General features: G+C 63.6%; 23 protein-coding genes. 4 read left to right on the top strand and 19 right to left on the bottom strand.

Annotated elements, in window-relative coordinates:
• Positions 1–55: 55 nt before the first annotated feature.
• From murB to ftsW, 6 genes are all read right to left on the bottom strand, one after another.
• Positions 56–982: a UDP-N-acetylmuramate dehydrogenase gene (murB, locus tag AC2FMM_RS02585; RefSeq protein WP_496795715.1), complete on the bottom strand. Its 927-nt coding sequence runs from the start codon at positions 980–982 to the stop codon at positions 56–58.
• 55 nt (positions 983–1,037) lie between these two features.
• A complete protein-coding gene (locus tag AC2FMM_RS02580; protein ID WP_170357288.1) occupies positions 1,038–1,280 on the bottom strand; it encodes a DUF2484 family protein in 243 nt (80 codons plus the stop codon).
• Positions 1,277–1,525, bottom strand: a complete 249-nt coding sequence (locus AC2FMM_RS02575) for a DUF2484 family protein (RefSeq protein WP_496740956.1) — start codon at positions 1,523–1,525, stop codon at positions 1,277–1,279. The genes AC2FMM_RS02580 and AC2FMM_RS02575 overlap by 4 nt, the downstream gene beginning before the upstream one ends.
• A 75-nt stretch (positions 1,526–1,600) precedes the next feature.
• Positions 1,601–3,010, bottom strand: coding sequence for a UDP-N-acetylmuramate--L-alanine ligase (gene murC, locus AC2FMM_RS02570; RefSeq protein ID WP_170371540.1), 1,410 nt, complete (start codon positions 3,008–3,010; stop codon positions 1,601–1,603).
• On the bottom strand, positions 3,007–4,104 hold the full coding sequence (locus tag AC2FMM_RS02565; RefSeq protein WP_496795714.1) for a UDP-N-acetylglucosamine--N-acetylmuramyl-(pentapeptide) pyrophosphoryl-undecaprenol N-acetylglucosamine transferase: 1,098 nt from the start codon (positions 4,102–4,104) through the stop codon (positions 3,007–3,009). The genes murC and AC2FMM_RS02565 overlap by 4 nt, the downstream gene beginning before the upstream one ends.
• Positions 4,104–5,267 carry a putative lipid II flippase FtsW gene (gene ftsW, locus AC2FMM_RS02560; protein ID WP_496795713.1) on the bottom strand — a complete coding sequence of 388 codons (1,164 nt, stop codon included), beginning with the start codon at positions 5,265–5,267 and terminating at the stop codon, positions 4,104–4,106. Before ftsW ends, AC2FMM_RS02565 begins: the two co-directional genes overlap by 1 nt.
• Before the next feature lie 129 nt (positions 5,268–5,396).
• On the opposite strand from ftsW, the gene AC2FMM_RS02555 reads away from it, so the two are divergent.
• Positions 5,397–6,578: a BaiN/RdsA family NAD(P)/FAD-dependent oxidoreductase gene (locus tag AC2FMM_RS02555; RefSeq protein ID WP_496795712.1), complete on the top strand. Its 1,182-nt coding sequence runs from the start codon at positions 5,397–5,399 to the stop codon at positions 6,576–6,578.
• Here the strand turns inward: AC2FMM_RS02555 and AC2FMM_RS02550 are convergent.
• The 10 genes from AC2FMM_RS02550 to AC2FMM_RS02505 all read right to left on the bottom strand — a co-directional run bounded on the left by AC2FMM_RS02550 (position 6,575) and on the right by AC2FMM_RS02505 (position 17,022).
• Positions 6,575–6,949 (bottom strand): glycine zipper family protein, encoded by a 375-nt coding sequence (locus tag AC2FMM_RS02550; RefSeq protein ID WP_496678832.1) that lies wholly within the window; start codon positions 6,947–6,949, stop codon positions 6,575–6,577. The genes AC2FMM_RS02555 and AC2FMM_RS02550 overlap by 4 nt on opposite strands.
• Positions 6,950–7,059: 110 nt before the next feature.
• Positions 7,060–8,454 carry a UDP-N-acetylmuramoyl-L-alanine--D-glutamate ligase gene (gene murD / locus AC2FMM_RS02545; protein WP_496795711.1) on the bottom strand — a complete coding sequence of 465 codons (1,395 nt, stop codon included), beginning with the start codon at positions 8,452–8,454 and terminating at the stop codon, positions 7,060–7,062.
• 150 nt (positions 8,455–8,604) lie between these two features.
• Positions 8,605–9,687: a phospho-N-acetylmuramoyl-pentapeptide-transferase gene (mraY, locus tag AC2FMM_RS02540; RefSeq protein ID WP_496795710.1), complete on the bottom strand. Its 1,083-nt coding sequence runs from the start codon at positions 9,685–9,687 to the stop codon at positions 8,605–8,607.
• A 34-nt stretch (positions 9,688–9,721) separates the two neighbouring features.
• Entirely contained in the window at positions 9,722–11,116 is a 1,395-nt protein-coding gene (locus AC2FMM_RS02535) for a UDP-N-acetylmuramoyl-tripeptide--D-alanyl-D-alanine ligase (RefSeq protein ID WP_496795709.1), read from the bottom strand.
• A complete protein-coding gene (locus AC2FMM_RS02530; protein WP_496795708.1) occupies positions 11,113–12,594 on the bottom strand; it encodes a UDP-N-acetylmuramoyl-L-alanyl-D-glutamate--2,6-diaminopimelate ligase in 1,482 nt (493 codons plus the stop codon). The genes AC2FMM_RS02535 and AC2FMM_RS02530 overlap by 4 nt, the downstream gene beginning before the upstream one ends.
• A gap of 21 nt (positions 12,595–12,615) precedes the next feature.
• On the bottom strand, positions 12,616–14,403 hold the full coding sequence (locus AC2FMM_RS02525) for a peptidoglycan D,D-transpeptidase FtsI family protein (RefSeq protein WP_496678824.1): 1,788 nt from the start codon (positions 14,401–14,403) through the stop codon (positions 12,616–12,618).
• Entirely contained in the window at positions 14,400–14,768 is a 369-nt protein-coding gene (gene ftsL, locus AC2FMM_RS02520; RefSeq protein WP_496678822.1) for a cell division protein FtsL, read from the bottom strand. The genes AC2FMM_RS02525 and ftsL overlap by 4 nt, the downstream gene beginning before the upstream one ends.
• Positions 14,765–15,760 (bottom strand): 16S rRNA (cytosine(1402)-N(4))-methyltransferase RsmH, encoded by a 996-nt coding sequence (rsmH, locus tag AC2FMM_RS02515; RefSeq protein WP_496678950.1) that lies wholly within the window; start codon positions 15,758–15,760, stop codon positions 14,765–14,767. The genes ftsL and rsmH overlap by 4 nt, the downstream gene beginning before the upstream one ends.
• A gap of 4 nt (positions 15,761–15,764) precedes the next feature.
• Positions 15,765–16,268 carry a division/cell wall cluster transcriptional repressor MraZ gene (mraZ, locus tag AC2FMM_RS02510; RefSeq protein ID WP_496685986.1) on the bottom strand — a complete coding sequence of 168 codons (504 nt, stop codon included), beginning with the start codon at positions 16,266–16,268 and terminating at the stop codon, positions 15,765–15,767.
• Between the two features lie 388 nt (positions 16,269–16,656).
• The gene (locus AC2FMM_RS02505; RefSeq protein ID WP_496795707.1) at positions 16,657–17,022 is read right to left on the bottom strand and encodes a hypothetical protein; all 366 of its coding nucleotides are present in this window, start codon (positions 17,020–17,022) and stop codon (positions 16,657–16,659) included.
• A 159-nt stretch (positions 17,023–17,181) separates the two neighbouring features.
• Here AC2FMM_RS02505 and AC2FMM_RS02500 point away from each other — a divergent pair, with 159 nt between their 5' ends.
• Positions 17,182–17,406, top strand: a complete 225-nt coding sequence (locus tag AC2FMM_RS02500; RefSeq protein WP_496685980.1) for a DUF1127 domain-containing protein — start codon at positions 17,182–17,184, stop codon at positions 17,404–17,406.
• A gap of 94 nt (positions 17,407–17,500) precedes the next feature.
• On the opposite strand, the gene AC2FMM_RS02495 is transcribed toward AC2FMM_RS02500, so the two are convergent.
• Complete coding sequence (locus AC2FMM_RS02495) at positions 17,501–17,755, bottom strand: hypothetical protein (RefSeq protein WP_496795706.1); 255 nt, start codon at positions 17,753–17,755, stop codon at positions 17,501–17,503.
• A gap of 163 nt (positions 17,756–17,918) precedes the next feature.
• Positions 17,919–20,321, bottom strand: coding sequence for an ATP-dependent helicase (locus AC2FMM_RS02490; RefSeq protein WP_496795705.1), 2,403 nt, complete (start codon positions 20,319–20,321; stop codon positions 17,919–17,921).
• Positions 20,322–20,482: 161 nt separating this feature from the next.
• On the opposite strand from AC2FMM_RS02490, the gene AC2FMM_RS02485 reads away from it, so the two are divergent.
• Positions 20,483–21,643 (top strand): alpha-hydroxy acid oxidase, encoded by a 1,161-nt coding sequence (locus AC2FMM_RS02485; protein ID WP_496795704.1) that lies wholly within the window; start codon positions 20,483–20,485, stop codon positions 21,641–21,643.
• Between the two features lie 120 nt (positions 21,644–21,763).
• Positions 21,764–25,201: a pyruvate carboxylase gene (locus tag AC2FMM_RS02480; protein ID WP_496711504.1), complete on the top strand. Its 3,438-nt coding sequence runs from the start codon at positions 21,764–21,766 to the stop codon at positions 25,199–25,201.
• A 59-nt stretch (positions 25,202–25,260) separates the two neighbouring features.
• On the opposite strand, the gene AC2FMM_RS02475 is transcribed toward AC2FMM_RS02480, so the two are convergent.
• Complete coding sequence (locus AC2FMM_RS02475; protein ID WP_496795703.1) at positions 25,261–26,241, bottom strand: hypothetical protein; 981 nt, start codon at positions 26,239–26,241, stop codon at positions 25,261–25,263.
• Positions 26,242–26,342 lie beyond the last annotated feature (101 nt).

Genomic DNA, 26,342 nt, shown 5'->3' with positions numbered 1-26,342 from the left:
TTATGCCTTTGATCCGTCGCCTGAATTTGCCTGTTTTGGTCTGACGGTCGGGGCTTTAATCTGTCAGCGGATCACCGACCCGCATGATTTCCCACTCTAGCGTGATCCCGCTTGTTTCGTAAACCTTTTTTCGCACCTCTTCGCCTAGCCCTTCGAGGTCGGCGGCGGTGGCGTTTCCGGTGTTGATCAGGAAATTCGAATGCTTGGGGCTCATCTGTGCGCCCCCGCGCCGGGCGCCGCGCATTCCGGCGTCTTCGATCACCTTCCAGGCCTTCAGGTCGTGCACATCATCGGCCCGTCCGGTCGAGGAAAACCCGGCCGGATTGCGAAAGGTCGACCCGGCGCTGCGGTCCTTGGTGGGCTGGGTCTCGTCGCGCTTTTTCAACTGCGCCTCCATCCGGGCGTGCAGGTCAGCCGGGTCACCCGCCGGGCCCTGGAACGTGGCCGACACCAACACCGCACCCTCGGGCAGGTCGGACTGGCGATAGCGGAAGTTCAGGTCGGCCGGCGTCAGCTCGACCAACTCGCCCTGCCGGGTGACGATGGTGGCCGATTTCAGAACATCCGCCGTATAGCTGCCGTAGCAACCGGCATTCATCCGCACGGCCCCACCGATGGAACCGGGGATGGTGCGCAGAAAGGTGAGGTCCACCCCCGCATCCGCCGCCTTGCGCGCGACATGCGCATCCAGTGCGGCCGCCCCTGCGGTGACTTTGGTGCCTTCGACCGAGATGCCGTTGAAGCCGCGCCCCAGTCGGATCACCACGGCCCGCAGCCCGCCGTCGCGGACGATCAGATTCGAGCCGACGCCCATCGGGAACACCGGCACCTCGGACGGAAGATCTCGCAGGAAAGCCTGCAAATCCTGAAGGTCAGCCGGCTGAAACAGATAATCCGCCGGGCCGCCAACACGCAGCCAGGTGAGGTCGTTCAGAGGTCGGTTTGGCGTCAGGCGGCCTTGAGGCGTTGGCAAAGTGGTCATTGAGGCTAGATCGCGGATTCGGTGGGGCGTGGCAAGCCCGTTCCAAGACGCAGGTTCAAATCCGCCGCCGCAGCCATCGCCCAAGGTAGATCACGGGCCAACGCAGCACCGACATGCCGGCGGCCAGAACGAACAGGCCGACCCACGGGCCGTTTTCGTAAGTGACATAGCCCAGGATCGGGATGCCCACCGCGATCAGCGCATAGGCGCGGGTCCAGTGGTTGTCCTTGCTGGGGATCATGGCCAGCACGTTGGCGGCGACGCCCCACAGGGCGGCCAGTGCGATCGACCAACTCATTGCCCCACCTCGCGGCCCGACCATTTTCGCCAGTAATACCGGATGGGGTTGCGGAACATCGATACGAACCCGGCAAAGGCCAGCGCTCCGATCAACCAGCCATGGGCCACGCCAAGCCAGACGATCAGAACTGGTGCGCAGATCAGTAGTACGATGCCCGGCGGAAATTGCAGGCGCATCGGCAACAGCGCCACGACAGTGGCGCAGATCACCCAAAGGGCGGCAAAGATAACGGAATAATCCATGGCTCTCTCCGCAAATGAGTCACATGCCAGGGCAGAAACACATCCGCAAGTTGTGCATCCAAATGCCTGCTAACGTCAAACGGCTTGTTTCACCTTCAGCCGGTCAGGCAGCGCATTGGCCCAGGCACTGATGGTGCCCGCGCCCAGGCAGACGACCATGTCGCCGGGCCGGGCCTGTTCGCGAACCAGACGCTCCAGGTCGCCTTCGTCCAGCAGCGCGCGCGCGTGGCGGTGGCCGTGACGGATCAGGCCCTGCACCAGATCATCGCGGCTGGCGCCTTCGATCGGATCCTCACCGGCAGAGAAGACCTCGGCAATGGCCACGACATCGGCGTCGTTGAAACAGGCGCAGAAATCGTCGAACAGGTTAGACAGACGCGAATAGCGGTGCGGCTGATGCACGGCGATCACACGGCCTTCGGTCGCCTGACGCGCGGCCTTGAGCACCGCCGCGATTTCCACCGGGTGGTGGCCGTAATCGTCGATGATGGTGACGCCGTTCACCTCGCCCACCTTGGTAAAGCGGCGGTTGACGCCGCCGAAATTGGCCAGCGCATCGCGGATTTCAGCGGTCTTCATGCCCAGATGACGGGCCACGGCCACGGCTGACAGCGCGTTCGAGACGTTGTGATCGCCCGGCATCGGCAGGGTGCAGCCCTCGATCACCGTGTCCTCGTATTGCAGGTGGATGTCGAAATGCGCAATGCCGCCCTTGTAGGTCAGGTTGACCGCACGCACGTCGGCCTGGGCGTTGAACCCATAGGTGCGCACGCGGCGGTCGGTGATGCGGCCCACCAGTGCCTGAACCTCGGCATGGTCGGTGCAGCACACCGCCAGACCGTAGAACGGGATGTTCGAGACGAAATCGTGAAAGCCCGCGCGCAGCCGGTCGAAATCGCCCCAATGCTCCATGTGCTCAGGGTCGATATTGGTCACGATGGCGATGGTCGCGGGTAGCCGGTTGAACGAGCCGTCGGATTCGTCGGCCTCGACCACCATCCACTCGCCCTGCCCCATCCGCGCGTTCGAGCCGTAAGCATGGATTACGCCGCCGTTGATGACGGTTGGGTCGAAATCGCCCGCCACCATCAGCTCGGCCATCATCGTGGTGGTCGTGGTCTTGCCGTGGGTACCGGCGATGGCAATGTTGGATTTCAGCCGCATCAGCTCGGCCAGCATGTCGGCACGGCGCACCACCGGCAGGCCCAATGCACGGGCGCCGTCCAGTTCTGGGTTGCCCGGCTTGATCGCCGTCGAAACGACAACCACGGCGGCATTGTCGAGGTTTTCAGCCCGCTGACCCACAAAAATCTCAGCCCCCAGCGACGCCAGACGGTCGGTGATCTTCGAGGCTTTAAGGTCGGATCCCTGCACCTGATACCCAAGGTTCAGCAGCACTTCGGCAATGCCCGACATCCCGATGCCGCCGATGCCCACGAAATGGATCGGTCCGACATCCTGCGGCAGTTTGGTTGCTGGATTCATGGGGTCTCCTTCTGCGCCAGCTGTTCGACAAGGGCCACCAGACGCTCGGTCGCGTCGGGCGCCCCGACAGACAGGGCGGCATGGGCCATTTTCTGTGCGGCTTCGGGGTTGGTCAGAACCAGTGCGATTTGCTCGGTCAGGGCGGGAACGTCAAGGGCCTTTTCGGGGATCATGATCGCCGCGCCCGCCTGTACCAGCCCGCGCGCATTGGCGGTCTGGTGATCGCCTGCTGCGGCAGCAAAGGGGATCAGGACCGAGGGCCGCCCGATCACCGAGATGTCAGCCACGCTCGACGCACCCGAGCGGCTGATCACCAGTTGCGCCTCGGACATGCGGCGGGGGACGTCGTGGAAGAAGGGTTGGACCTCGGCCAGAATCCCGTGTTCGGCGTAGAAAGCGGTGACCCGCTCGGCATCCTCCTCGCGCGCTTGGTGCGAAACGCGGATGTACCGGCGCAGGCTCTCGGGCAGTGCCGCGATGGCGCCGGGCACCACGTCGCTGAGGATGCGGGCGCCCTGGCTGCCGCCCATCACGAGCACCGACATCGGGTAATCTCCGGGCGGGATGTAAGGCGCGGCGGCGCGCTCCAGCACGGCGGCCCGGACGGGGTTGCCGGTGTGGATACCGTGGGCGCCCTCGGGCAGGTCGGTGGGCCAGACGCCGCAAGCCACATGCGCAACGCGGGTGGCGAACAGCTGGTTCACACGCCCCAGAACGCCGTTTTGTTCGTGGATCATGCGGGGCAGACGCAGCATCACCGCCGCGCTCAGCGCCGGGATCGACGGGTAGCCGCCGAACCCCACCACCACGTCCGGCCTGCTGCGCAGCAACTGGGCCGTCACCCCGGCAACTCCGGCCGCGATCCGGGGACCGGCCAGCGCCTTGGCCGCCAGCCCGCCGCGGGCGAATGTGGCCGAGGACACCTCGACAATCTCGGTAGAATGCGGGAAACCGCCCGTATAGCGCGCGCCGCGCGCGTCGGTGGACAGGCGCACGCGCCAACCCTTGTTCACCATGGCCTCAGCAAGCGCCTGAGCGGGGAACATGTGGCCCCCGGTTCCGCCAGCCGCGATCAGCAAATAAGGGTTCGTCATCAGCCCCGTCCGCGCAGAATGTCGCCCAGTTCGCCCTGTGGGCGGGTGCGGGTGAAGGCCAGAAGCATGCCCAGCGCGATGCCGCCCGCGATCAGCGACGAGCCGCCATAGCTGACGAAGGGCAGCGTCATGCCCTTGGCCGGCAGCAGGCGCACGGCGACGCCCATGTTGATCATCGCCTGCACACCGAACATGCAGGCCAGACCGGTGCCCGCCAGACGGATGAACATGTCACGTTCGCGCATCAGCCGCAGCAGCGAGCGCACGACGATCAGCGCATAAAGCGCGATGATGATCAGCACCAGGATCAGGCCGTATTCCTCGGCCGCCACGGCGATGATGAAATCGGTATGTGCATCGGGCAGCGACCATTTCACCTGCCCCTCTCCCACGCCAACGCCGAACAGGCCGCCCTCTCGGATGGCGTTGGTGGCATAACCCAACTGGGTGGTGGGATCGACTTCCTGGTTCAGGAAACCATCGATGCGCCGGGCGAAATGTTCGGAATTGGCGTAGGCGAACATGCCACCCAAGACGACCGCCCCCGCCATACCCAACAGCAGAAACATCGGCGCACCGGCCACAAAATACATCACGCCCCAGCCGAACAGGATTAGACAGGCCTGACCGAAATCAGGCTGCATCACCAGCATGCCCACGATCGACAGGCACAGCGCGAAGGACCACAGCCGCCCCGGCGGACCGTTGATTTCTTGCGCCGCGGCCAGCAGCCAGGCGGCCACGACGATGAAGCCGGGCTTCAGAAACTCGGACGGTTGGACCGAGGCGAAGCCCAGCGAATACCAGCGCACCGCCCCCTTGCCGAAATCGGTCCCGAAGATCGGCAGAAAGGCCAGCGCCACGAAGGCCGCCAGAAAGCCCAGAACCGCCAGCCGTCGCACCAACGTGGGCGACATCATCGAGGTCAGCAGCATTGCGATCAGCGCCAGCGATCCAAACAACGCCTGCCGCTCGACATAGTGGAACGGATCAAACCCGTTGCGCTGCGCCAGCGGCGGCGATGAGGCCAGCCCCAGCAAAAGCCCGATCGCAAACAGGATCAGCACGCAGGACATCGTCCAGCGGTCAATCGTCCGCCACCATTTCGGAAGGATCGGTTCACCGCGCTGGTCCTGGACCGCGCCATACACCATCTCAGTCATGAGATACCGCCACTATCTGCCTCGTTACCGTCCCGTTTTCGGGATCTGTTCAAGAGTCTACAGGGAAAATGCACCTCAGGCCAGCCTCTTCCTCTTGTCATTGGCGTCAATCCGCGCCAAGGGCGGGGGATGCGATTTGACACGATCATACTGGGCGCCGGAGCCGCCGGCATGATGTGCGCCGCCCATTGCGGCGGTCGTGTTCTGGTGATCGACCACGCCAAGGCGCCGGGGGAAAAGATCCGCATCTCGGGCGGTGGGCGGTGCAACTTTACCAACCTCCACGCCGGGCCGCAGAACTTTCTGTCGCAGAACCCGCATTTCTGCAAATCGGCCCTGGCACGATACACCCAGTGGGATTTCATCGACCTCGTAGGCCGCCACGGCATCGCCTGGCATGAAAAGACGCTGGGGCAGCTGTTCTGCGACGGCTCATCAAAGCAGATCATCGCCATGCTGCTGGCCGAGATGGACCGCGCGGGCGCCGAGCTGTGGTTGCATACGTCGCTGCGCGATCTGCGAAAGGCCGAAACCGGATTTTCCCTATCGGTCGAGCGCGAGGGCGCGCGGCACGCCCTGAGCTGTGCCAACCTGGTGGTGGCCACAGGGGGCAAATCCATCCCCAAGATGGGTGCGACTGGGCTGGCCTATGACATTGCTGCACAGTTCGGCCTGCGCGTGACAGAAACCCGCGCGGCCTTGGTGCCGTTCACCTTTCCGGATGGGCGGTTCAAGGACCTGTCCGGTGTTTCCGTCCCCGCGCGACTGTCGAATACTCGCGCAAGTTTCGACGAGGCGCTGCTGTTCACCCATCGCGGCCTGAGCGGGCCAGCGGTGCTGCAACTCTCCTCGTACTGGCGCGAGGGCGAGGCGATCCGGGTCAACCTGATCCCCGAGTTGTCCCTGTTGGACCTGCTCCGCGCGCGGCGGCAAAGCGCGGGCCGCAAGGCACTGACCACCGAACTGGCACGTCACCTGCCCGCCCGCCTGGTCGAGTATCTGAGCACCCACATCCCGATGCCCGGCAACCTGGCCGATCAATCGGATGCGGCACTGCAGGCACTGACCGATGCGCTGTCCGACTGGGTGCTGACCCCCTCGGGCACCGAGGGGTACCGCACCGCCGAGGTCACCTTGGGCGGCATCGACACGGATGGCCTGTCGTCCAAAACGATGGAGGCCAGGGATGTCCCCGGCCTCTTTGCGATTGGCGAAGCGGTGGATGTCACCGGATGGCTAGGCGGATACAATTTTCAGTGGGCGTGGTCCTCGGGCCACGCCGCCGGAAAAGCAATCGCCGCTCGCGTTTAGCCTACGACGTTGTAGCCGCGGCCGCGCATACAGTTGCGCACGATGACTTCCTGCTTTTGCGTGTTCGAGATGGCGCTGGCGCCCGCGCCCACCAATGCACCGGCCACGGCCGCACGGCCCAGATCGCTGGCGCTGTCGTCGATGATGGCCTTGGTGCCGGCCACCCCGGCCGCACCGACCGCGGCACTGCGCGCGGTATTGGCGTCGACGGTGCCCTGCTGGCGCGCAAGGGCCTGACACTGGGCCAGGTCAGCGTTGTAGTTGGGGCTGACCGGACCATCGACGATAGGCTGGTAGTTCGCGCCGACATCGGCGCAGGCCGCCACAGTCAGAAGCGCGGGCAGGATCAGGGAAAGCTTACGGTTCGGCATCGTTTTGACCTCGTGTCTGTTTCGCCTGACGCAAATCTGGATTTTTGAGGCGCGTCAAGCCGATGGCGGTTCACCTTGGCGCAATCGGCGGTTCATTGCAAATGTCGGGATCACAACCGCTGTTTCACCTGCGCCACGAAATCATCGCCGCGCTGTTCAAAATTGTCGTACTGGTCGAAACTGGCCGCCGCGGGGGCTAGCAGTACAGTTTCACCCGGCGCGGCGTCGCACATGGCCTGCTCCACCGCCTCGGCCATGGTGGTGCAGACGCGGGTTTCGACCGACAACTGCATGGCGAACGCGGCCGCCTCCCGCCCGATCACATAGGCGCACAGAACCTCGTCGGTCGCATCGTTCAGCGCGGCAATGCCGCCCTCTTTCTCAAGCCCGCCGCAGATCCAGCGGATCTTCTTGAACGCGCCCAGCGCCTTGACCGCGCTGTCGACATTGGTGGCCTTGGAATCGTTTACGAAGGTCACGCCATTCGCCTCGCCGATGATCTGGCTGCGGTGCGGCAGACCCGGATAGCTGTGCAGCGCGTCCTCGATCATCTTGGGCGCCAGCCCCAGCGCGCGGCAGGCGGCATAGGCCGAACACGCATTTTGATGGTTGTGGGTGCCGGGCAGGCCCTTGATTCCGCGCAGGTCGATCGAAGCGGCCTGCCGCCCTTTGCGGTATTCCGACAGGAACCCCTTGCGGGCAAAAACCTGCCAGCCCGGGCCGGCCAATTTGCGCGCCACCGAGACGCGGATCACCCGGTCGTCGCCGGGCCCTTCGGCCAGTTGACCGGCCAAAAACGCGCCTTCGATCTCGTCCACGCCGATCACGGCGCGGTCGGGACCGCCTTCGGAGAACAAGCGGCGTTTGGCGGCGAAATAGCCGCCCATGCCCCCGTGCCGGTCCAGATGGTCGGGCGAGAGATTGGTGAACACCGCCACGTCGGGCGTCAGCGCACGCGCCAGCTCGGTCTGATAGCTGGAAAGCTCCAGCACCACCACCGATCCATCGCCGCCGGGCTCGATATCTAACACGCCGCGCCCGATATTGCCCGCCAACTGCGCCTCGCGCCCCGACTGGGTCAGGATGTGGTGGATCAGCGCGGCCGTGGTCGATTTCCCGTTCGAACCGGTGACGGCGACCACACGCGGCGGCACATCGAACTTGTCCCATTCGGCACCGCCCAACGAGCGGAAGAACAAACCGATGTCATTGTCGACCGGAACGCCAGCCTGCAGTGCGGCGGCAACAACCGGGTTGGGTTCGGGATAAAGATGGGGAATGCCGGGCGATACGATCAAGGTCGCGATCGCGTCAAAGGCGCCCTGCCGTCGCAGGTCCTGACACGCAAACCCCTCGGCCTCGGCCTTTTCGCGCGCGGCGGGGTTGTCATCCCAGCAGACCGGCTCGGCTCCGCCCGCCCACAATGCGCGCGCCGTGGCCAGGCCCGACCGCCCCAGCCCCAGAACCGCAACCTTATGTCCTGAAAACCCTTTGACCGGGATCATGCCGCGCACCTTCTTCCATCTGCCAATGCGCCGCCACCCTGTACCGAAGAATTGACCCTTGGCAAGGGCGGCGTCAGGCTCGCGCCTTTGGCGCGAGCCGGTCCCAACGGGTACAGGCGGGCCGCAGGCCCAACGCGCCCGGCGGGAGCCCTACCGCACTTTCAATGTCGCAAGGCCAATCATCGCCAGGATCAGCGAAATGATCCAGAATCGGATCACGATGGTCGGTTCGGCCCAGCCTTTTTTCTCATAGTGGTGATGGATCGGCGCCATCAGGAACACCCGCCGCCCTGTGCGTTTGAAATACAGCACCTGGATGATCACGCTCAACGCCTCGACCACGAACAGGCCGCCGACGATGGCCAGAACCAGCTCGTGCTTGGTGGCAACGGCTATGGCGCCCAGCGCGCCGCCCAAGGCCAAAGACCCGGTATCCCCCATGAACACCGCGGCGGGCGGGGCGTTGTACCACAGGAACCCAAGACCGCCTCCAAACAGCGCGGCAGTGAAGATCAGGATCTCACCCGTGCCGGGAACATAGTGCACGTCCAGATATTCGGTAAAGTCGACGCGACCCACCGCATAGGCGATCACGCCCAAGGTCGAGGCCGCAATCATCGCGGGCATGATGGCCAGCCCGTCCAAACCGTCGGTCAGGTTCACGGCATTCGCCGCCCCCACGATCACCACGATCGAAAACGGAATGTAGAAGATACCCAGATTGATCAGCGTGTCCTTGAAGATCGGCACGGCCAACTGGTTCTGCAGCATCTCCGGGTGGTGCAGAGTCGCCCACAGCGCGGCCAGCGCGGCGATGATGATGCCCAAAGCAAGGCGCATCCTGCCGGAAACGCCCTTGGTATTCTGCTTGGACACCTTGGCATAGTCGTCCGCGAATCCGATGGCCGCATAGGCCAGCGTGACGAACAGAACCATCCAGACATAGGGGTTGTCCCAACGCGCCCACAACAGGGTCGACGTCACCAGCGCCCCCACGATCAGCAGCCCGCCCATCGTGGGTGTGCCGGCCTTGGAGAAATGCCCTTCGGGGCCATCATCGCGGATCGGCTGGCCCTTGCCCTGTTTCCGGCGCAGGACGTTGATCAACGGCTTGCCGAACAGAAAGCCAAAGATCAGTGCCGTCAGAAAGGCGCCGCCTGCGCGGAACGTGATATAGCGGAAGAGGTTGAAAAAATCCCCTCCATCCGACAGGGCGGTCAACCAATACAGCATCCAAAAGCCTTTCTCACACGGCGGTCATGGGTGGTCATGCGTCAAGCGCGCCCACTTGCCCCATTTTCCGCAGTCCGTCAACAATCCTTGCCAGCGCCATGCTGAGCGAGCCCTTTGCCAGAACCGCATCGCCCGCCTGAACCAGACCCGGTAGATGCCGGGCCATTTCGGCGCTGGTTTCAAACCACAGGCCACGCTTGCCCTCGGGCAAGGCCTCGTGCAGCGCCTGCATCAGCGGCCCGATGCAATGCACCTTGTCGATCCGTACCATGGCAGGCACATCCGCCAGCCCTGCGTGCATGGCGCGCTCTTGTGATCCCAGCTCCTTCATGTCGCCCAGAAAGGCGATGCGCCTTGCACCCTGCGCCGCCGCCAGTACATCCAGCGCCGCCGCCATCGAGGTCGGATTGGCATTGTAACTGTCATCCAGCAGTTCGATCTGCCCGCCATCCGGCAATGTCACCATCTCGCGCACGCCCCGCCCTGTAACCGGCGCCCATTTGGCCAGGCCGGCAATGGCCGCGTCCAGATCGACACCTAGCGCGACACAGGCGGCAAGCGCGCCCAGGCCGTTCATGGCAAAATGCGTCCCCGCCGATTGCACGTCGAAGGAAATAGGTCGGCCGAAGGCCTCGGCGGTCACGTGGATGTCTGTGGGCGACTGGGTCACGTCAATCAAACGGTAATCCGACGCGGTGCGGCCGAAATCCACGATCACAGCGCCATGTCGGGCGGCGCAGGTGCGCAGGATGTCGGTATGATCCAGGTCGGCGTTTACGATTGCGGCGCCGCCGGCCTCCAATCCTTCGAAGATGGCGGCCTTTTCATGGGCTATGCCGGCAACCGACTCGAACGCCTCGAGGTGAACCGCGGCGACCGTGGTGACCAGCGCCACATGCGGGCGGGCCTGCCGCGCGAGGGGTGCAATTTCGCCGGGATGGTTCATGCCAATCTCGATCACCGCATATTCGGTGTCGCGCGGCATCCGGGCCAGGGTCAGCGGTACACCCCAATGGTTGTTGTAGCTGGCGACGCTGGCATGGGTGCGGCCCTGATCCGACAGGACGGTCGCCAGCATCTCTTTGGTCGAGGTCTTACCGACACTGCCCGTCACCCCGACCACGCGGGCCTTGCACCGGTCACGGGCGGCGCGGCCTAGCGCCTCGAGAGCGGTCTGTACGTCATTGACGATCAACAATGGCGCATCGGGGGCCACACCATCGGGCACCCGCGAGACCAGCGCGGCGGCGGCCCCCTTTTCCAGCGCCTGCGCCACGAAATCATGCCCGTCGCGCGCAGCTTTCAACGCCACGAACAGGTCGCCCGGTTGCAGCGTGCGCGTATCGATCGACACGCCGCCCGCCTGCCAGTCGGTCGTGGCCCGTCCGCCCGTCGCGGCAGCGGCCTCGGATGCGGTCCAGAGCGTCATGCGACCCTCCCGTCCAGTGCGGCCACGGCGATGCTGGCCTGTTCCACGTCATCGAACGGCAGAACCTGGTCACCCACGATCTGCCCGGTCTCGTGCCCCTTGCCCGCGATCAGCAGCGCATCGCCCGGCTGCAATGCATCTATGCCGCGCAGGATGGCCTCTGCCCGGTCGGCAACCTCGGTCGCGTCGGGGGCCCCGGCCATCACCGCGGCGCGGATGGCGGCGGGGTCTTCCGAGCGCGGGTTGTCGTCGGTGACAAAGACGATATCGGCGTTCTCGGCCGCGGCGCGGCCCATCAGCGGGCGCTTGGTCGCATCCCGGTCGCCGCCCGCGCCGACGATGGCGATCAACCGGCCCATCACATGCGGGCGCAGCGCCTGCAAGGCGGTGATCACAGCGTCGGGCGTGTGTGCGTAATCGACGAACACCGCCGCGCCGCTGCTGCGCGTCGCGGCCAACTGCATCCGCCCCCGCACCGTAGTCAGATGCGGCAGGGTGTCGAAGACATGCTCAGCCTCGTCTCCGCTGGCGATGACCAGCCCGCAGGCCAGCAGAACGTTTTCGGCTTGAAACCCGCCGATCAGGTTCAGCCGGGTCTGGAAGGTCTTGCCGCGCCAGGCAAAGCGCAGATCCTGCCCGGTGGCGTCAAACCGTTGATTCAAAAGGCAAAGGTCGACATCCCCGCTGCCCACGGCCAGAACTGTCTGACCGCGTGCTTGCGCCATATCACGGATCGCGCCCCCTTTCGGGTCATCCATGTTGATGACCGCCGTTCCGTCCTGCGGCAGAACCCGGTCGAACAGGCCGGCCTTGGCGGCGAAATACGCCTCGAACGTCGCGTGATAGTCCAGGTGATCCTGGGTGAAATTCGAAAACCCCGCCGCCGTCAAATGCACGCCGTCCAGCCGGCGCTGGTCCAGCCCATGCGACGAGGCCTCCATCGCGGCGTGGGTCACGCCCGCCACCGCGGCCTCGGCCAGACAGCGATGCAGGGTGATGGGTTCGGGTGTGGTATGGGCCAGCGGTGCCGTCCAGGCGCCTTCGACCCCTGTAGTGCCGAGATTTACGGCCATATGGCCCAGCTCGGCCCAGATTTGGCGCACGAAGGTCGAAATCGAGGTCTTGCCGTTGGTGCCGGTGACCGCCACCATGGTGCGCGGCTGCGCCCCGAACCACAATGCGGCGGTGTAGGCCAGCGTCTGGCGCGGGTCCTGCACCACCACCAGGGCGGCGTCCGAGGCGGCCAGTTCATCAGCGGCGATCCGCGCGCCCTCGGCATCGGTCAGGATGGCGGCAGCCCCCATACGCAGGGCATATTGGATGAATTCGCCCCCATGCACGCGCGTCCCCGGCAGCGCCGCGAACAGAAAGCCGTCCTTGACCTGACGGCTGTCCACGGCCAGCCCGGTAATCTCCGGGTCGGCACCGCCGCGCGCGGTCAGGGCCAGCTGGCTGAGTTTCTTTGACCTTGCGCCCATGACCCACCTCTGTCGGACTGCCTAATTCGAGGTCAGCGTTATAGCAGCGCGATCCTCAGGCTCAAGCCGCGGACGCAAGCCCAGCAGCGGCGCGATGCGGCCGATCAGCTCGGCCGCCACGGGCACCGCCGTCCAGCCTGCCGTGCGGCGCTTTTCGCCGTAGGCCAGGATCGACGGTTCATCCAGCGCAACGATCAGTACATATTTCGGATCATAGGCCGGAAAGACCGAGGCGAAGGTAGCGATCACCTTGTCATCATAGTAACCACCGCGCGGCTTGGGCTTGTCGGCGGTTCCGGTTTTCCCGGCCACGGCATAACCCGGCACGTCACCAAAGCTGGCGGTTCCGTCCGTTACCACCCTGCGCAGCATCATCAGCGATTGCTGTGCGGCATTTTCCGACATCACGCGCGGCCCGTATTGCGGCCCATTGCGGCGCAGGATCGTGGGGCTGACATAATGCCCGCCATTGGCGATTGCGGCATAGCCCGCCGCCAGATGCATCGCGCTGGTCGACAGGCCGTGGCCGTAGGAAATGGTGACGGTGCTCAGTTCACCCCATTTCTTGGGCTTGAGCGGTACACCGCCCTTGGCCTCGACGATCTCGAACGGCGTGGGGTCGAACATGCCCAGCGCGTCCAGGAACTGTTGCTGGCGCTCGGCACCGATCTGCAGCGCCAACCGCCCCGTGCCGCGGTTCGAACTGTGCACGATCACATCGGCGACGCTGATCTTGCCGTAATTCTTGCCGTTGAATTCGCCGATCGGGAAACGCCCGATTTTCATCGGACCGGAGGTGTCGATGATCGTGTCGGCATTGACCAGACCCAGATCGACCGCTTGCGCGGCAGTGAAGATCTTGAAAACCGAGCCCAGCTCGTAAACACCCTGCACATAGCGGTTGAACAGCGGGCTGTCCGAAGGATCGAACCCCGAGGTCGGCGGGCGCGGACGGTCGTTCGGGTCGAACGATGGCAGCGACGCAGCAGCGATCACTTCGCCGGTATGGGCGTTCATCAGCACGGCCGAAGCGCCCTTGGCGTTCATGATCTTCATGCCGCCGTCCAGAACTTGTTCCACCGCCGCCTGAACGGTCAGGTCCAGTGACAGCTGTAGCGGTTTGTTGCCGTTGGCCGGGTCGCGCAGATAGTCGTCGAACTGTTTTTCCACCCCGGCCACACCGATCACCTCGGCAGCCGAGACGCCTTCGCGCCCAAAACCCGACCCGCCCAGGATATGCGCGGCCAGCCGGCCGTTGGGATAGAGCCGCATCTCGCGCGGGCCGAACAGGATGCCCGGATCGCCGATGTCATGCACCGCCTGCTTCTGCTCGGGCGAGATGCGTTTCTTGATCCAGAGGAATTTGCGCTTGCCGGTGAAGTCCTTGATCAGGCGGTCCTTGTCCAGATCGGGAAAGATCGCGGCCAGCTTTTCCGCGGCGCCGATCGGGTCGATCATCAGCGGCGGCTGGGCATAAACCGAGTAGGTATCCAGATTGGTGGCCAGGATCCGCCCGTGCCGGTCTACGATATTGGCCCGCTGCATGGCGATCGAGGCGCCGGGGGCGCTGGCGACGGGTTCCTGCGCCTCGGACGTGGCCAAAACGCCCATGCGGAACCCCACGACACCGAAGGCCAGAAAGAAGAACACGCCCAGAACCAACAACCGCCCCTCGGCGCGGGCGCGGGCGCGGTCTTTCATCTCTTCATGGCGGCGGCGGATGTTCTCGCGCTCGATCACCTTGGGGTTTTCACCGCGGGCGCGGGCCTCAAGGATGCGGGCAAGCGGGCGGAGGGGTGTGCGTGTCATGGGATTTGCACCTCGCCCAGGGCCTGAGTGTCGGTGATCGCCTGCAATTCGACCGGGTCGGCGATGGGTAGGTCGGGATCCTCGGCATAGGCGATCTGGTCGGCGCGCCCGAATTGCTCGGCGCGCAGCGGCAGCAGGCCCAGACGTTCGAAATTCAAGTCGGCCAATTCACGCAGGCGGTCGGGGCGATTCAGATAGGCCCATTCGGCCTGCAATATTGCCAGTCGCGCCTGCGCCGCGCCGATCTGGCGCTGCAAGGACTGGGTTTCCTTCAATACTTGCTGGGTGCGGTAGTTTTCCTGATAGGCCCACAGGGCCAACCCGAAAACGCCCAAGGCAGTCAACGCAAACAGAATACTCTTCATCTTGCCTTTCCCCCGATTATGGGCATGCCGATGGCGCGGGCATCAATTTCCCCCGCCGGAGCATCGGTACGAACAGCAACCCGCAACTTGGCCGAGCGTGCGCGCGGGTTGTCCTGCAACTCCTGCGCATCGGGGCCGATGGCCTTGCGGGTCTTCAACGTGAATTGCGGCTGATCCTGCCGGATCTCGGGCGCATAGCGGTTGGCACGGCCGGTCTTGCCCGCGCGCGATTGAAAAAAACGTTTGACCATCCGGTCCTCGACCGAGTGGAAGGTGACAACGGCCAGTTGCCCGCCCGGCTTCAACGCGCGCTCGGCGGCCATCAGGCCCTGAAACAGTTCCTCGTATTCGGCATTCACCGCAATGCGCAGCGCCTGGAATGACCGCGTGGCCGGGTGGGACTGCCCGGGTTTGGCGCGCGGCAGACAGGATTCGACGATCTCGGCCAGACGCAGGGTGGTGGTGATTGGTGCCTCGGCACGGGCTTTGACGATGGCGCGCGCGATGCGACGGCTGGCGCGCTCTTCGCCATAGTGGAACAGGATGTCGGCCAGTTGCGCCTCGGTGGCGGTGTTGACCAGATCGGCTGCGCTTTCGCCCTCCTGACTCATGCGCATGTCCAGCGGGCCGTCCTTCATGAAGGAAAAGCCACGCTCGGCCTGGTCCAGCTGCATGGACGAGACGCCGAGATCCAGCACCACGCCGTCAAGGTCGCTGGCATATTCATCCATTCGAGAGAAAACACCCGGCTGCATCACCAGCCGGTCGCCATATTCCGCTGCCCAATCCGCCGCCATTTCAAACGCCAAGGGGTCCCGATCGACACCGATCACCTTGTCGGCGCCGGCCTCAAGCAGCCCTCGCGTGTATCCGCCCGCACCAAAGGTACCATCCAGCCAAGTGCCCGAAACCGGCTGGACCGCGTCCAGCAAGGGGCGCAGCAGAACGGGAATATGGGGCTTGTCGCTGGGAGTGTGATCCGCGCCGGCCATGCCGTCACGCACCTTCGATGCCATCAAGGAACTGCATCGGATCGAAATCCTCGGGCAGGTCGTCCAGCCATTCTTCGGTAGCGGCCAGTTCCTCGGCCTCGTAAGTCTCGGGCTTCCAGATCTGGAACGTGTCGCCCGCGGCGATGAAGAACGCCTCGCCCTCAAGCCCGATCTTGTTGCGCAGCTTGGCCGGCAGAACAAGGCGTCCGGTTTCATCGACTGTGGTCGGGAAGGACTGTCCGTGGAACAGGCGCTGCAACATCTTTCGCTGCATCGAACCGCGCGGCAGCGCGTCGATCTTGGCATCGACCTCGTCGATCGCCTCCATCGTATAGCATTCAAGGTATTTACGGCGATGGTCGCCATAGACGATCACCAGTTCGGGATTGCCGCCCGGCTGCCAGTTGGGGTCCGAGGCCTCGAGCACGCGGCGAAATGAGGCCGGGATCGACACCCTGCCCTTCGCGTCCACCTTGTGGTGGCTTTCACCTCTGAACCTGCGCGCCAAGACGACTGTCCCTTTCGCTTGCGCCCCACCAAAAATCGCATCCCCCGGATGAAAAACGGCGGGTTGATCTGCTGCCACTGATCAACCCGCCGCATTGACCCGCTTTGCGGGATGTCCAGCTGCGCGCGCCACCTGGGGGGATGTCTGCTCGCCCGCGCGCCGGATCTGTTGAGTGATGAAAGCGAGATGCCTGTATGAAACCTGTTTGTTATTTGGTTCGGGGTCGTTTGGCGCCCCATGTGCCTCGTCCTCATCGGATGAATAAGGGATGCCATGGGAATTCATGGAAATCAATGAGAAATTTTCCCCGAATCCAGATCCACACTGGAATACCACTCATTCCGCCAATCTACAAACAGCTCATTTGCACCGCTAGTTGTAGCTATCTTCAAAACGCACACAATATATAGACCATTTCTTCACTGAAGACTTTTTCCCATGAATTCCCAACTTTTTTCGGATGCTCATCACCAAAACCGGATTTTTTAGCGAAATCTCCCTGATCGACCCGAATCACTGCACCTCTCAGCCCGGCAGACCAAGCCGTTTTCCAGGTCGATCCCACGAAATCCCGCATCTCCCGTTTGATCCCATGCACACCCATTGATGTGGCCTGCCCGAGTTCAAGGCATCTCAAAAACGCTGAAATCTCAACTTTTCGCGCGTAAATTTTTGGCAAAATTGACAAGGCGGCTTTTGCCCCACGTCGTGACACACACAGGGCATCTGCGGAAAACCCATATTTTATTGGCATCTTTGGGCTGCAGTGAGGATTCTCCCGTCAATCTATGCATTTGCTGCATAGCGGCATTGAGGGTGCTCGGTATTGTGCACCCGCAGCATTCGCTTATTTTCGATTTCAAGAAAACGCCGTGGACACGCGGCAGTCACTCAAACGGATTAGGTAACGAACATGGCAGTCGCATCCACCAACAGCGCAGTCAAAAGCGCCTCGGCATTCCGCTTCGCGTCGCTGATCGAAGCTGCAAAAACCCGTTTCGCACGGTACCGCCTGTACCGCCAAACTCTGAACGAACTGTCCGAGCTGTCGGATCGCGAACTGGCCGACCTGGGCCTGCACCGCTCGATGATCCGTCGCCTGGCCATGCAGGCCGCCGAGGAACAGTACGCGCGCTGAGCGCAACGAAATACCGAGATCAGGTCCACTTCTCCTCCCATAGGACCTGTATTTAAGCGGCAGCATCTCTCCTCCTCCCTGGTGCTGCCGCACCCTATACCGGCCCCAACCTGCCGGAAGCCGATACATCGGGGCTCTCCTCCTCCCTGCCCTGATGTTGAAAGCGCGCGGCGGCGTCCTCCTCCTCCCTGACGTCGCCGCGCACTTCGAGATACCGGGCAAGACCCGGGAACGGATGCATCGGGTTCTCCTCCTCCCTTCCCGATGTGAAAAGCGCGGTGGCACCCCTCCTCCTCCCTGGTGTCACCGCGCGCTTCAGATACCGGGCAAAACCCGGGTTCGGATGCATCAGGGCTCTCCTCCTCCCTGCTCTGATGTTGCCAAGAACGGCGGTTCCCCTCCTCCTCCCTGGGAACCGCCGTTTTTTCTTTCGGGTATGAAAAAGGCGCCACGGGCATGCCCGGGCGCAAAACAACAAATCTAGCATGTGTCGGCAGGCACATTCCGCTGGATCAGAACGGCACGTCGTCCTTGGCGGTCAGGAAGCGGGCGACGACCTTCTTTGTCCCGGCCTTGTCGAACTCAACCTCAACCTTGTCCCCCTCGATCCCGACCACGCCGCCATAGCCGAACTTCTGGTGGAACACCCGCTCGCCCAGCGTGAAGCTGGCCACGGCCGTCACGTCGATCAAGGTGTTGCGGGATTCGCGCGGCTGCGACATGCCGTATTGGCCCTGCCGCGCCTGCATCCGTTTCCAGCCGGGCGAGTTGTAGACGTTGGCCTGCGCCGCGCGCGTTTCGATGCCTGCCGACATCTGACCGCCGCCATATAGGCCCGGAGGCGTCAGCACCTCGACATGATCCTCAGGCAACTCGTCGATGAAGCGCGAGGGCATCGCGTTCTGCCATTGCCCGAACACGCGCCGGTTGGCGGCGAAGGAAATGGTGCAGACCTCTTCGGCGCGGGTGATGCCGACGTAGGCCAGCCGCCGTTCCTCCTCGAGCCCCTTGAGGCCTGATTCGTCCATCGACCGTTGCGAGGGGAACAGCCCGTCCTCCCACCCCGGCAGGAACACGGCCGGAAACTCCAGCCCCTTGGCGGCATGCAGGGTCATGATCGAGACCTTGGGCCCACCGCTGTCCTGTTCGTTGTCCATTACCAGGCTGACATGCTCTAGGAATCCTTGCAGGTTCTCGAAATTGTCCAGCTGGTTGACCAGTTCCTTGAGGTTTTCCAGCCGGCCCGGCGCCTCGGGCGTCTTGTCGTTCTGCCAGTGCGCGGTATAGCCGGATTCGTCCAGCACGATCTGCGCCAGTTCGATATGCGACACCTCGGGCGGGCCGTAGCGAACAGGTGCAGTGCCGTCGTCGATGACCGCATCATCCTCGATCTCGATCCGCGGGCCGCGGGTCATCGCGTTCCAGCGCGCCAGCCCGTCGACCAGTTCGCACAGGGCCGCGGCGCCCTTGCCCTTGATCAGCCCTTGTTCAACCGCGATCCGCGCGCCCTGAACCAGTGACACGCCATGATCCCGCGCGGTGCGCTGGATCGTCTGCTGCGCCTTGTCGCCCAGGCCGCGCTTGGGGGTGTTCACGATCCGCTCGAAGGCAAGGTCATCCTCGGGACTGACCACTAGCCGGAAATAGGCCATGGCATCCCGGATCTCCATTCGTTCATAGAATCGCGGGCCGCCGATCACCTTGTAGGGCAGGCCGATGGTCAGGAAGCGGTCCTCGAAGGCGCGCATCTGGTGGCTGGCGCGCACTAGGATCGCAATCTCGTCCAGGTTCATCGGCCGCACGCCACGGGTGCCCCCCTGCATGGCGTCGATCTCTTCGCCGATCCAACGGGCCTCCTCCTCGCCATCCCAATGGCCGATCAGGCGGACCTTTTCGCCCTCGGGCTTGTCGGTCCACAACTCTTTGCCCAGACGGCTTTCATTGCCGCGAATGACGTTCGAGGCGGCAGCCAGAATGTGCGGGGTCGAGCGGTAGTTCTGTTCCAGCCGCACAACATGGGCGCCGGGAAAGTCCTTTTCGAACCGCAGGATGTTGCCCACCTCGGCCCCGCGCCAGCCATAGATCGACTGGTCGTCGTCGCCCACGCAGCAGATGTTCTTGTGCCCGCCCGCCAGCAGCCGCAGCCACAGGTATTGGGCGATGTTGGTGTCCTGGTATTCGTCCACGAGGATGTAGCGAAACCAGCGCTGGTATTGCTCCAGCACGTCCGCGTGGGTCTGGAAGATGGTGACCATGTGCAACAGCAGGTCGCCAAAATCCACTGCGTTTAGCTCACGCAGGCGGGTCTGGTATTGGGCATAAAGCTCGACGCCCTTGTTGTTGTAGGCCCCGGCATCGGCGGTGGGGACCTTGTCGGGCGTCAGGGCACGGTTCTTCCAGTCGTCGATGATGCCGGCCAGCATCCGCGCGGGCCAGCGCTTGTCGTCGATGTTCGCCGCCTGCACCAGCTGCTTGAGCAGGCGCAGCTGATCGTCGGTATCCAGAATGGTGAAGTTCGACTTCAGCCCCGCCAGTTCCGCATGGCGGCGCAGCAGCTTGACACAGATCGAGTGGAAGGTGCCCAGCCACGGCATTCCCTCGGCGGGCTGGCCCAGCAGGCGGCCGACCCGTTCCTTCATCTCGCGCGCGGCCTTGTTGGTGAAGGTCACGGCCAGAATCTCGTTCGGGCGGGCCCGCCCGGTGTTCAGCAGATGTGCGATGCGGGTGGTTAGGGCCTTGGTCTTGCCGGTTCCCGCCCCGGCCAGCATCAGGATTGGGCCATCCAATAGCTCGACCGCCTCGCGCTGGGCCGGGTTCAATTCATTCAAGTAGTCCGCCTCGGGCCGAAGCGCGGCCATGGCGCGGGCCGACAGCGAAGCGCCTTCGAAGGCGTCATTTTCATCGAAACTGCTCATGCGCCCAAACTAAGCCGGAAGCGCGTCGAGGGAAAGGGTTTGTTCACGGCTTGTTCGCACGATCTTTCAGATTTTCCACCCGATGGCTGCATTGCTGCGGGGCTTGGGGTGCATCTGTCTGAAACCCTTGCCGAATCGGGCCTCAGGTCGGATCAATCGACATGGACCTGCACAGCACCTATCCGGGAATCGAGGATCTGAAACGCCGCGCACGCCGTCGGCTGCCGCGCTTTGTCTGGGACTATGTCGACAGCGGCACCGGGGCTGAGACCGCGCTCAGACGCAACCGGGCGGCGCTGGACCGGGTCGGGTTTCTGCCCGCCATCCTGAAAGGCCCGCTGGAATTCGACACCGGCACCCGCTTTTCGGGGCGCGACTACCCCCTGCCCTTCGGCATGGCTCCGATCGGGATGTGCGGGCTGGTCTGGCCTGGGGCCGAAGCGCTGATGGCCCGCGCCGCCGCGCAGGCGGGCATTCCCTATGTTCTGTCCACTGTCGCCAGCCAAAGCCCCGAGGACATGGCCCCGCATATCGGCCCAGACGCCTGGTTCCAATTGTACCCGCCCAAGGACCCCGAGATTCGTACCGACCTGCTGAACCGCGCCCGGTCCGCCGGGTTCGGCACTCTTGTGCTGACGGTCGATGTGCCCGTGGCCTCGCGCCGGGAACGGCAGACCCGCTCGGGCCTGACCCATCCGCCGCGCCTGACGCCGCGCCTGCTGGCGCAGATCGCCGCCCGCCCGGCTTGGGCCTGGGGCATGGCGCGTCACGGCAAGCCCCGGATGCGCACGCTGGACAAATATATCGACGGCACCACCAACCTGCCGCCCACGGCGCATATTGGATACCTGCTCAGGACCTCTCCGGGCATGAATTATGTCAAGTGGTTGCGCGACCACTGGCAGGGGCCGCTCATCATAAAGGGCGTGCTGCGCCCCGATGATGCCGAGCGGCTGAAGAAGGCCGGGATCGACGCTCTGTGGGTGTCAAATCACGGTGGCCGCCAGTTCGATGGCGCGCCGGCCAGCATCGACATGCTGCCCGCAATCCGCGCTGCGACCGACCTGCCGCTGATCTTCGACAGCGGCGTTTCGGGCGGGCTGGATATTCTGCGGGCGCGCGCCTTGGGCGCCGATCTGGTCATGCTGGGGCGGGCTTTCCTCTATGGCGTTGCAGCATTGGGCGCGCGCGGCCCGGCCCATGTCATCGACATTCTGCGGCAGGATATGCTTGCAAATATGGGACAATTGGGCGCCGCAACGCTAAAAGATCTTCCGGATGTTATCGCAAACATTGATGCCGCGATGCAGCACATGCCATAAAACGCCGCAATAGGCGGCGTTTGCGAGCGATAACATGCCGGTTCTACCCAGAACTACAGATATATCTGCGTGCAAACTCGGTCTATTAACACGGCCAAATGCAAAAGACCGGGACTTGCCATGACTGACTTCAAGAAAATCCTGATCGCCAACAGGGGTGAGATTGCCATTCGCGTAATGCGCGCCGCGAACGAGATGGGCAAACGCACCGTTGCCGTCTATGCCGAGGAGGACAAGCTGGGCCTGCACCGGTTCAAGGCGGACGAGGCGTATCGCATCGGCGAGGGTCTGGGCCCGGTCGCGGCCTATCTGTCGATCGACGAGATCATCCGCGTCGCCAAGGAAAGCGGCGCTGACGCCATCCACCCGGGCTATGGCCTGCTGTCGGAAAACCCCGATTTCGTGGATGCCTGCGTGCAAAACGGCATCACCTTCATTGGCCCCAAAGCTGAAACCATGCGCGCCCTGGGCGACAAGGCCAGCGCCCGCAAGGTAGCGATTGCCGCCGGCGTGCCGGTGATCCCGGCCACCGAGGTTCTGGGCGACGACATGGACGCGATCCGCAAGGAAGCGGCCGAGATCGGCTATCCGCTGATGCTCAAGGCGTCGTGGGGCGGCGGCGGCCGCGGGATGCGCCCGATCTATTCCGAAGACGAGTTGGAAGAGAAGGTTCTGGAAGGCCGCCGCGAGGCCGAGGCCGCGTTCGGCAATGGTGAGGGCTATCTGGAAAAGATGATCACCCGCGCCCGCCATGTCGAGGTGCAGATCCTGGGCGACAAGCACGGGCAGATCTATCACCTGTATGAACGCGACTGCTCGGTCCAGCGCCGCAACCAGAAGGTCGTGGAACGCGCCCCTGCCCCGTATTTGACCGAAGAACAACGCGTCGAACTGTGCGACCTGGGCCGCCGCATCTGCGCGCATGTGAACTATGAATGCGCCGGTACGGTCGAATTCCTGATGGATATGGAGACCGGCAAGTTCTACTTCATCGAGGTGAACCCCCGCGTCCAGGTCGAACACACCGTGACCGAAGAGGTCACCGGCATCGACATCGTGCAGGCGCAGATCCTGATCGCCGAGGGCAAGACCTTGGCCGAGGCCACCGGCAAGGCCAGCCAGGACGAGATCCGCCTCAACGGCCACGCGCTGCAGACCCGTGTGACCACCGAGGATCCGCTCAACAACTTCATACCCGATTATGGGCGCATCACGGCCTATCGCTCGGCCACGGGCATGGGCATCCGGCTGGATGGCGGCACGGCCTATGCCGGCGGGGTGATCACGCGGTATTACGACTCGCTGCTAACCAAGGTCACCGCCTGGGCGCCCACGCCGGAAAAGGCGATCGCCCGCATGGACCGCGCCCTGCGCGAGTTCCGCGTGCGCGGCGTTTCAACCAACATCGCCTTTGTCGAGAACCTGCTGAAGCACCCGACCTTCCTGTCGAACGAATACACCACCAAGTTCATCGACGAGACGCCCGAGCTGTTCCAGTTCAAGAAGCGCCGCGACCGGGGCACCAAGGTTCTGACCTATATCGCCGACATCACGGTCAACGGGCATCCCGAGACCAAGGATCGCCCGCGCCCGCGTGCCGACCTGAAAGAACCGAAGCCCCCCGCGCCCAAGGCCGAACCGCTGATGGGCACACGCAACCTGCTGGAACAGAAAGGCCCGCAGGCCGTGGCCGACTGGATGAAGGCCCAGCGCCAGTTGCTGATCACCGACACCACCATGCGCGACGGGCACCAGTCGCTTCTGGCCACCCGCATGCGCTCGATCGACATGATCCGCGTGGCACCCAGCTATGCTGCGAACCTGCCGCAGCTGTTCTCTGTCGAATGCTGGGGTGGGGCAACGTTCGACGTGGCTTATCGCTTTTTGCAGGAATGCCCGTGGCAGCGCCTGCGCGACCTGCGCGAGGCCATGCCCAACCTGATGACCCAGATGCTGCTGCGCGGCGCCAATGGGGTGGGCTATACCAATTATCCCGACAACGTGGTGCAGGAATTTGTGCGCCAGGCCGCCAAGAATATCGACGTGTTCCGCGTGTTCGACTCTCTGAACTGGGTCGAGAACATGCGCGTGGCGATGGACGCGGTGATCGAGAACGGCAAGATCTGCGAAGGCACCGTCTGCTATACCGGCGATATCCTTGATCCGAACCGCGCCAAGTATGACCTGAAATACTATGTCGGCATGGCCAAGGAACTGCGCGATGCCGGTGCCCATGTTCTGGGCCTTAAAGACATGGCCGGTCTCTTGAAACCCGCCGCCGCGCGGGTTCTGATCCGCGCACTGAAAGAAGAGGTCGGCCTGCCGATCCATTTCCACACCCACGACACCGCCGGCATCGCCAGCGCCACCATCCTGGCGGCCAGCGAGGCGGGCGTGGACGTGGTGGACTGCGCAATGGACAGCTTCTCGGGCAATACCAGCCAGGCGACGCTGGGCACTGTGGTCGAGGCCCTGCGCCACACCGACCGCGACACCGGGCTGGACATCAAGGCGATCCGCGAGATCAGCGATTATTTCGAGGCGGTGCGCGGCCAATACGCGGCCTTCGAATCCGGGCTGCAGGCCCCCGCCTCCGAGGTCTATCTGCACGAGATGCCAGGCGGCCAGTTCACCAACCTCAAGGCGCAGGCGCGGTCGATGGGGCTGGAGGAACGCTGGCACGAGGTGGCGCAGATGTATGCGGACGTGAACCAGATGTTCGGCGACATCGTCAAGGTGACGCCGTCCTCGAAAGTGGTGGGCGATATGGCGCTTATGATGGTCAGCCAGGGCCTGACCCGTGAGCAGGTCGAAGACCCCGATGTCGATGTCGCCTTCCCCGACTCGGTCATCGACATGATGCGCGGGAACCTGGGCCAGCCACCGGGCGGCTTCCCGGAGAAGATCGTCAAGAAGGTGTTGAAGGTTGAAAAACCCAATACCGAGCGCCCCGGCAAACACCTGCCGCCGATCGATCTGGAGGCCACCCGCGCCGAGCTATCGAAACTGCTGGAGGGCAAGGAGGTCGATGACGAGGACCTGAACGGATACCTCATGTATCCCAAGGTGTTCCTGGACTACATGGGCCGTCACCGGATCTATGGCCCGGTGCGCACCCTGCCGACCAAGACATTCTTCTACGGCATGGAGCCGGGCGAGGAGATCTCGGCCGAGATCGACCCCGGCAAGACGCTGGAAATCCGGTGCCAGGCGATCAGCGAGACCGACGAAAAGGGTGAGGTGAAGGTGTTCTTCGAACTGAACGGTCAGCCCCGCGTGATCCGGGTGCCCAACCGGATGGTCCAGGCCTCGACCATTCAGCGGCCCAAGGCCGAGCCGGGCAACGCCAACCATGTCGGCGCACCAATGCCGGGCGTGGTGTCGACCGTGGCCGTGACCGCAGGCCAGGAAGTCAAGGAAGGCGACCTTCTGCTGACCATCGAGGCGATGAAAATGGAAACCGGCATCCATGCCGAGCGCGACGCCACCGTGAAGGCGGTGCATGTCCAGCCCGGCGGCCAGATCGACGCCAAGGACCTGCTGATCGAACTGGAGTGACCAGTATCGCCACAAAAAAGGCGCGCCCCACGGCGCGCCTTTTTTTCGTTTCTACCCGTTCAGCCGTCGCTGGTTTCCGCGACGGGCTGTTGCGGCAACTGGTCCGGCGTGTCGTCGATCGAAACCTCGTCGTCCTGCTCGATCGGCGCTGGCAGGCCCAACAGGTCGTGCAGTTCATGCAACGCCGGATCCGACAGGTCGCGGCCGCCGGTCAGCGTGTCCAGCGCCTCTCGCGGATCATCAGCCTCGGCCAGCGCGTCTTCGGCCTCGGTCACGGCCTGTTCGGCCTCGGCCACGGCGGCTTCATACTTTTCCTGCGCGGTGATGCCTTCGGCGGCTTCTTCCTCGGTCGGCGCGAACTGGTCTTCGATCTCGGAGTCGGTCAAGCCTTGCAGGTCGGCCAATTCCCGTTCGCGCTGTTCAAGATCCTCGGCCGCGCCAGAGAAACCAAGTATACTCTGCTGATAGCTGTAAAGCTTGCCCGGCATGCTGTTCGGGGCCGCGTTCATCAAAGCCGTCTGGCTGGCATGAGCAGCATTCAATCCCTTGAGTTCGGACGCGATCTTGCCGTGTTTGCTGGGTTTGACATAGGGTTCTTCCACCACCGTAGTCACGGGCGCGGCTCTTGCCTTCCGGACCGGTATCTCGGCCTTCTTTTTCCCTTTGAACAGGTTGTCCAGTTTCGCCACGAACCCGTTCTGCCCGGTGCTGCGGTTATTCGATTTGGCTGACTTGCGCTCGGTTTTGGGCTTGGACAGCCCCAATCCGGACAAGAAACCTTTGCCCTGACCCGATTTGCCTTTGCTGGCGTTGCTGCGCCCGGAATTGCCGCTCTTGGCGCTTCCGCGGTCGCCGGCCTTGTCGGCTCCTTTGCCGTTGCCGCCATCGTTGCCGCCGCCTTTGCCCCCACCGTTGCCGTTGCCATTTCCGTTCTTGGCAATCGCAATGTCAGGCGTGGCCACAACCGCAACGAAGCCGACCGCCCCGGCCAGCAATATCGATGTCGCCACGACCCGCGAAATTGAAGAAATCTTATGCATCACTAACTCCTTCCGAGCTATCCGGGACGAACGCATCACGACACGGATTGCGGACAAATAGAGATTAACGAATACACTAAATTTAGAAAGTGGCAAAAGTC

Source organism: Ruegeria sp. BHSC043 (assembly GCF_059612985.1).
The sequence above is the reverse complement of the archived record's forward strand: the minus strand, read 5'-3'. Positions and strand labels throughout refer to the sequence as shown.

What these genes read in the sequence shown, in the direction of transcription:
- AC2FMM_RS02480 (WP_496711504.1), top strand. Translation starts at nt 21,764, where the DNA reads ATGACTGACTTCAAGAAAATCCTGATCGCCAACAGGGGTGAGATTGCC.
- rsmH (WP_496678950.1), bottom strand. Translation starts at nt 15,760, where the DNA reads ATGGCCGGCGCGGATCACACTCCCAGCGACAAGCCCCATATTCCCGTT.
- AC2FMM_RS02525 (WP_496678824.1), bottom strand. Translation starts at nt 14,403, where the DNA reads ATGACACGCACACCCCTCCGCCCGCTTGCCCGCATCCTTGAGGCCCGC.
- AC2FMM_RS02575 (WP_496740956.1), bottom strand. Translation starts at nt 1,525, where the DNA reads ATGGATTATTCCGTTATCTTTGCCGCCCTTTGGGTGATCTGCGCCACT.
- AC2FMM_RS02555 (WP_496795712.1), top strand. Translation starts at nt 5,397, where the DNA reads ATGCGATTTGACACGATCATACTGGGCGCCGGAGCCGCCGGCATGATG.
- mraY (WP_496795710.1), bottom strand. Translation starts at nt 9,687, where the DNA reads ATGCTGTATTGGTTGACCGCCCTGTCGGATGGAGGGGATTTTTTCAAC.
- AC2FMM_RS02500 (WP_496685980.1), top strand. Translation starts at nt 17,182, where the DNA reads ATGGCAGTCGCATCCACCAACAGCGCAGTCAAAAGCGCCTCGGCATTC.
- murC (WP_170371540.1), bottom strand. Translation starts at nt 3,010, where the DNA reads ATGAATCCAGCAACCAAACTGCCGCAGGATGTCGGACCGATCCATTTC.
- AC2FMM_RS02485 (WP_496795704.1), top strand. Translation starts at nt 20,483, where the DNA reads ATGGACCTGCACAGCACCTATCCGGGAATCGAGGATCTGAAACGCCGC.
- AC2FMM_RS02495 (WP_496795706.1), bottom strand. Translation starts at nt 17,755, where the DNA reads ATGCATCCGAACCCGGGTTTTGCCCGGTATCTGAAGCGCGCGGTGACA.
- AC2FMM_RS02535 (WP_496795709.1), bottom strand. Translation starts at nt 11,116, where the DNA reads ATGACGCTCTGGACCGCATCCGAGGCCGCTGCCGCGACGGGCGGACGG.
- murB (WP_496795715.1), bottom strand. Translation starts at nt 982, where the DNA reads ATGACCACTTTGCCAACGCCTCAAGGCCGCCTGACGCCAAACCGACCT.
- ftsW (WP_496795713.1), bottom strand. Translation starts at nt 5,267, where the DNA reads ATGACTGAGATGGTGTATGGCGCGGTCCAGGACCAGCGCGGTGAACCG.
- murD (WP_496795711.1), bottom strand. Translation starts at nt 8,454, where the DNA reads ATGATCCCGGTCAAAGGGTTTTCAGGACATAAGGTTGCGGTTCTGGGG.
- AC2FMM_RS02580 (WP_170357288.1), bottom strand. Translation starts at nt 1,280, where the DNA reads ATGAGTTGGTCGATCGCACTGGCCGCCCTGTGGGGCGTCGCCGCCAAC.
- AC2FMM_RS02565 (WP_496795714.1), bottom strand. Translation starts at nt 4,104, where the DNA reads ATGACGAACCCTTATTTGCTGATCGCGGCTGGCGGAACCGGGGGCCAC.
- ftsL (WP_496678822.1), bottom strand. Translation starts at nt 14,768, where the DNA reads ATGAAGAGTATTCTGTTTGCGTTGACTGCCTTGGGCGTTTTCGGGTTG.
- AC2FMM_RS02475 (WP_496795703.1), bottom strand. Translation starts at nt 26,241, where the DNA reads ATGCATAAGATTTCTTCAATTTCGCGGGTCGTGGCGACATCGATATTG.
- AC2FMM_RS02490 (WP_496795705.1), bottom strand. Translation starts at nt 20,321, where the DNA reads ATGAGCAGTTTCGATGAAAATGACGCCTTCGAAGGCGCTTCGCTGTCG.
- AC2FMM_RS02530 (WP_496795708.1), bottom strand. Translation starts at nt 12,594, where the DNA reads ATGGGCGCAAGGTCAAAGAAACTCAGCCAGCTGGCCCTGACCGCGCGC.
- AC2FMM_RS02550 (WP_496678832.1), bottom strand. Translation starts at nt 6,949, where the DNA reads ATGCCGAACCGTAAGCTTTCCCTGATCCTGCCCGCGCTTCTGACTGTG.
- AC2FMM_RS02505 (WP_496795707.1), bottom strand. Translation starts at nt 17,022, where the DNA reads ATGCCAATAAAATATGGGTTTTCCGCAGATGCCCTGTGTGTGTCACGA.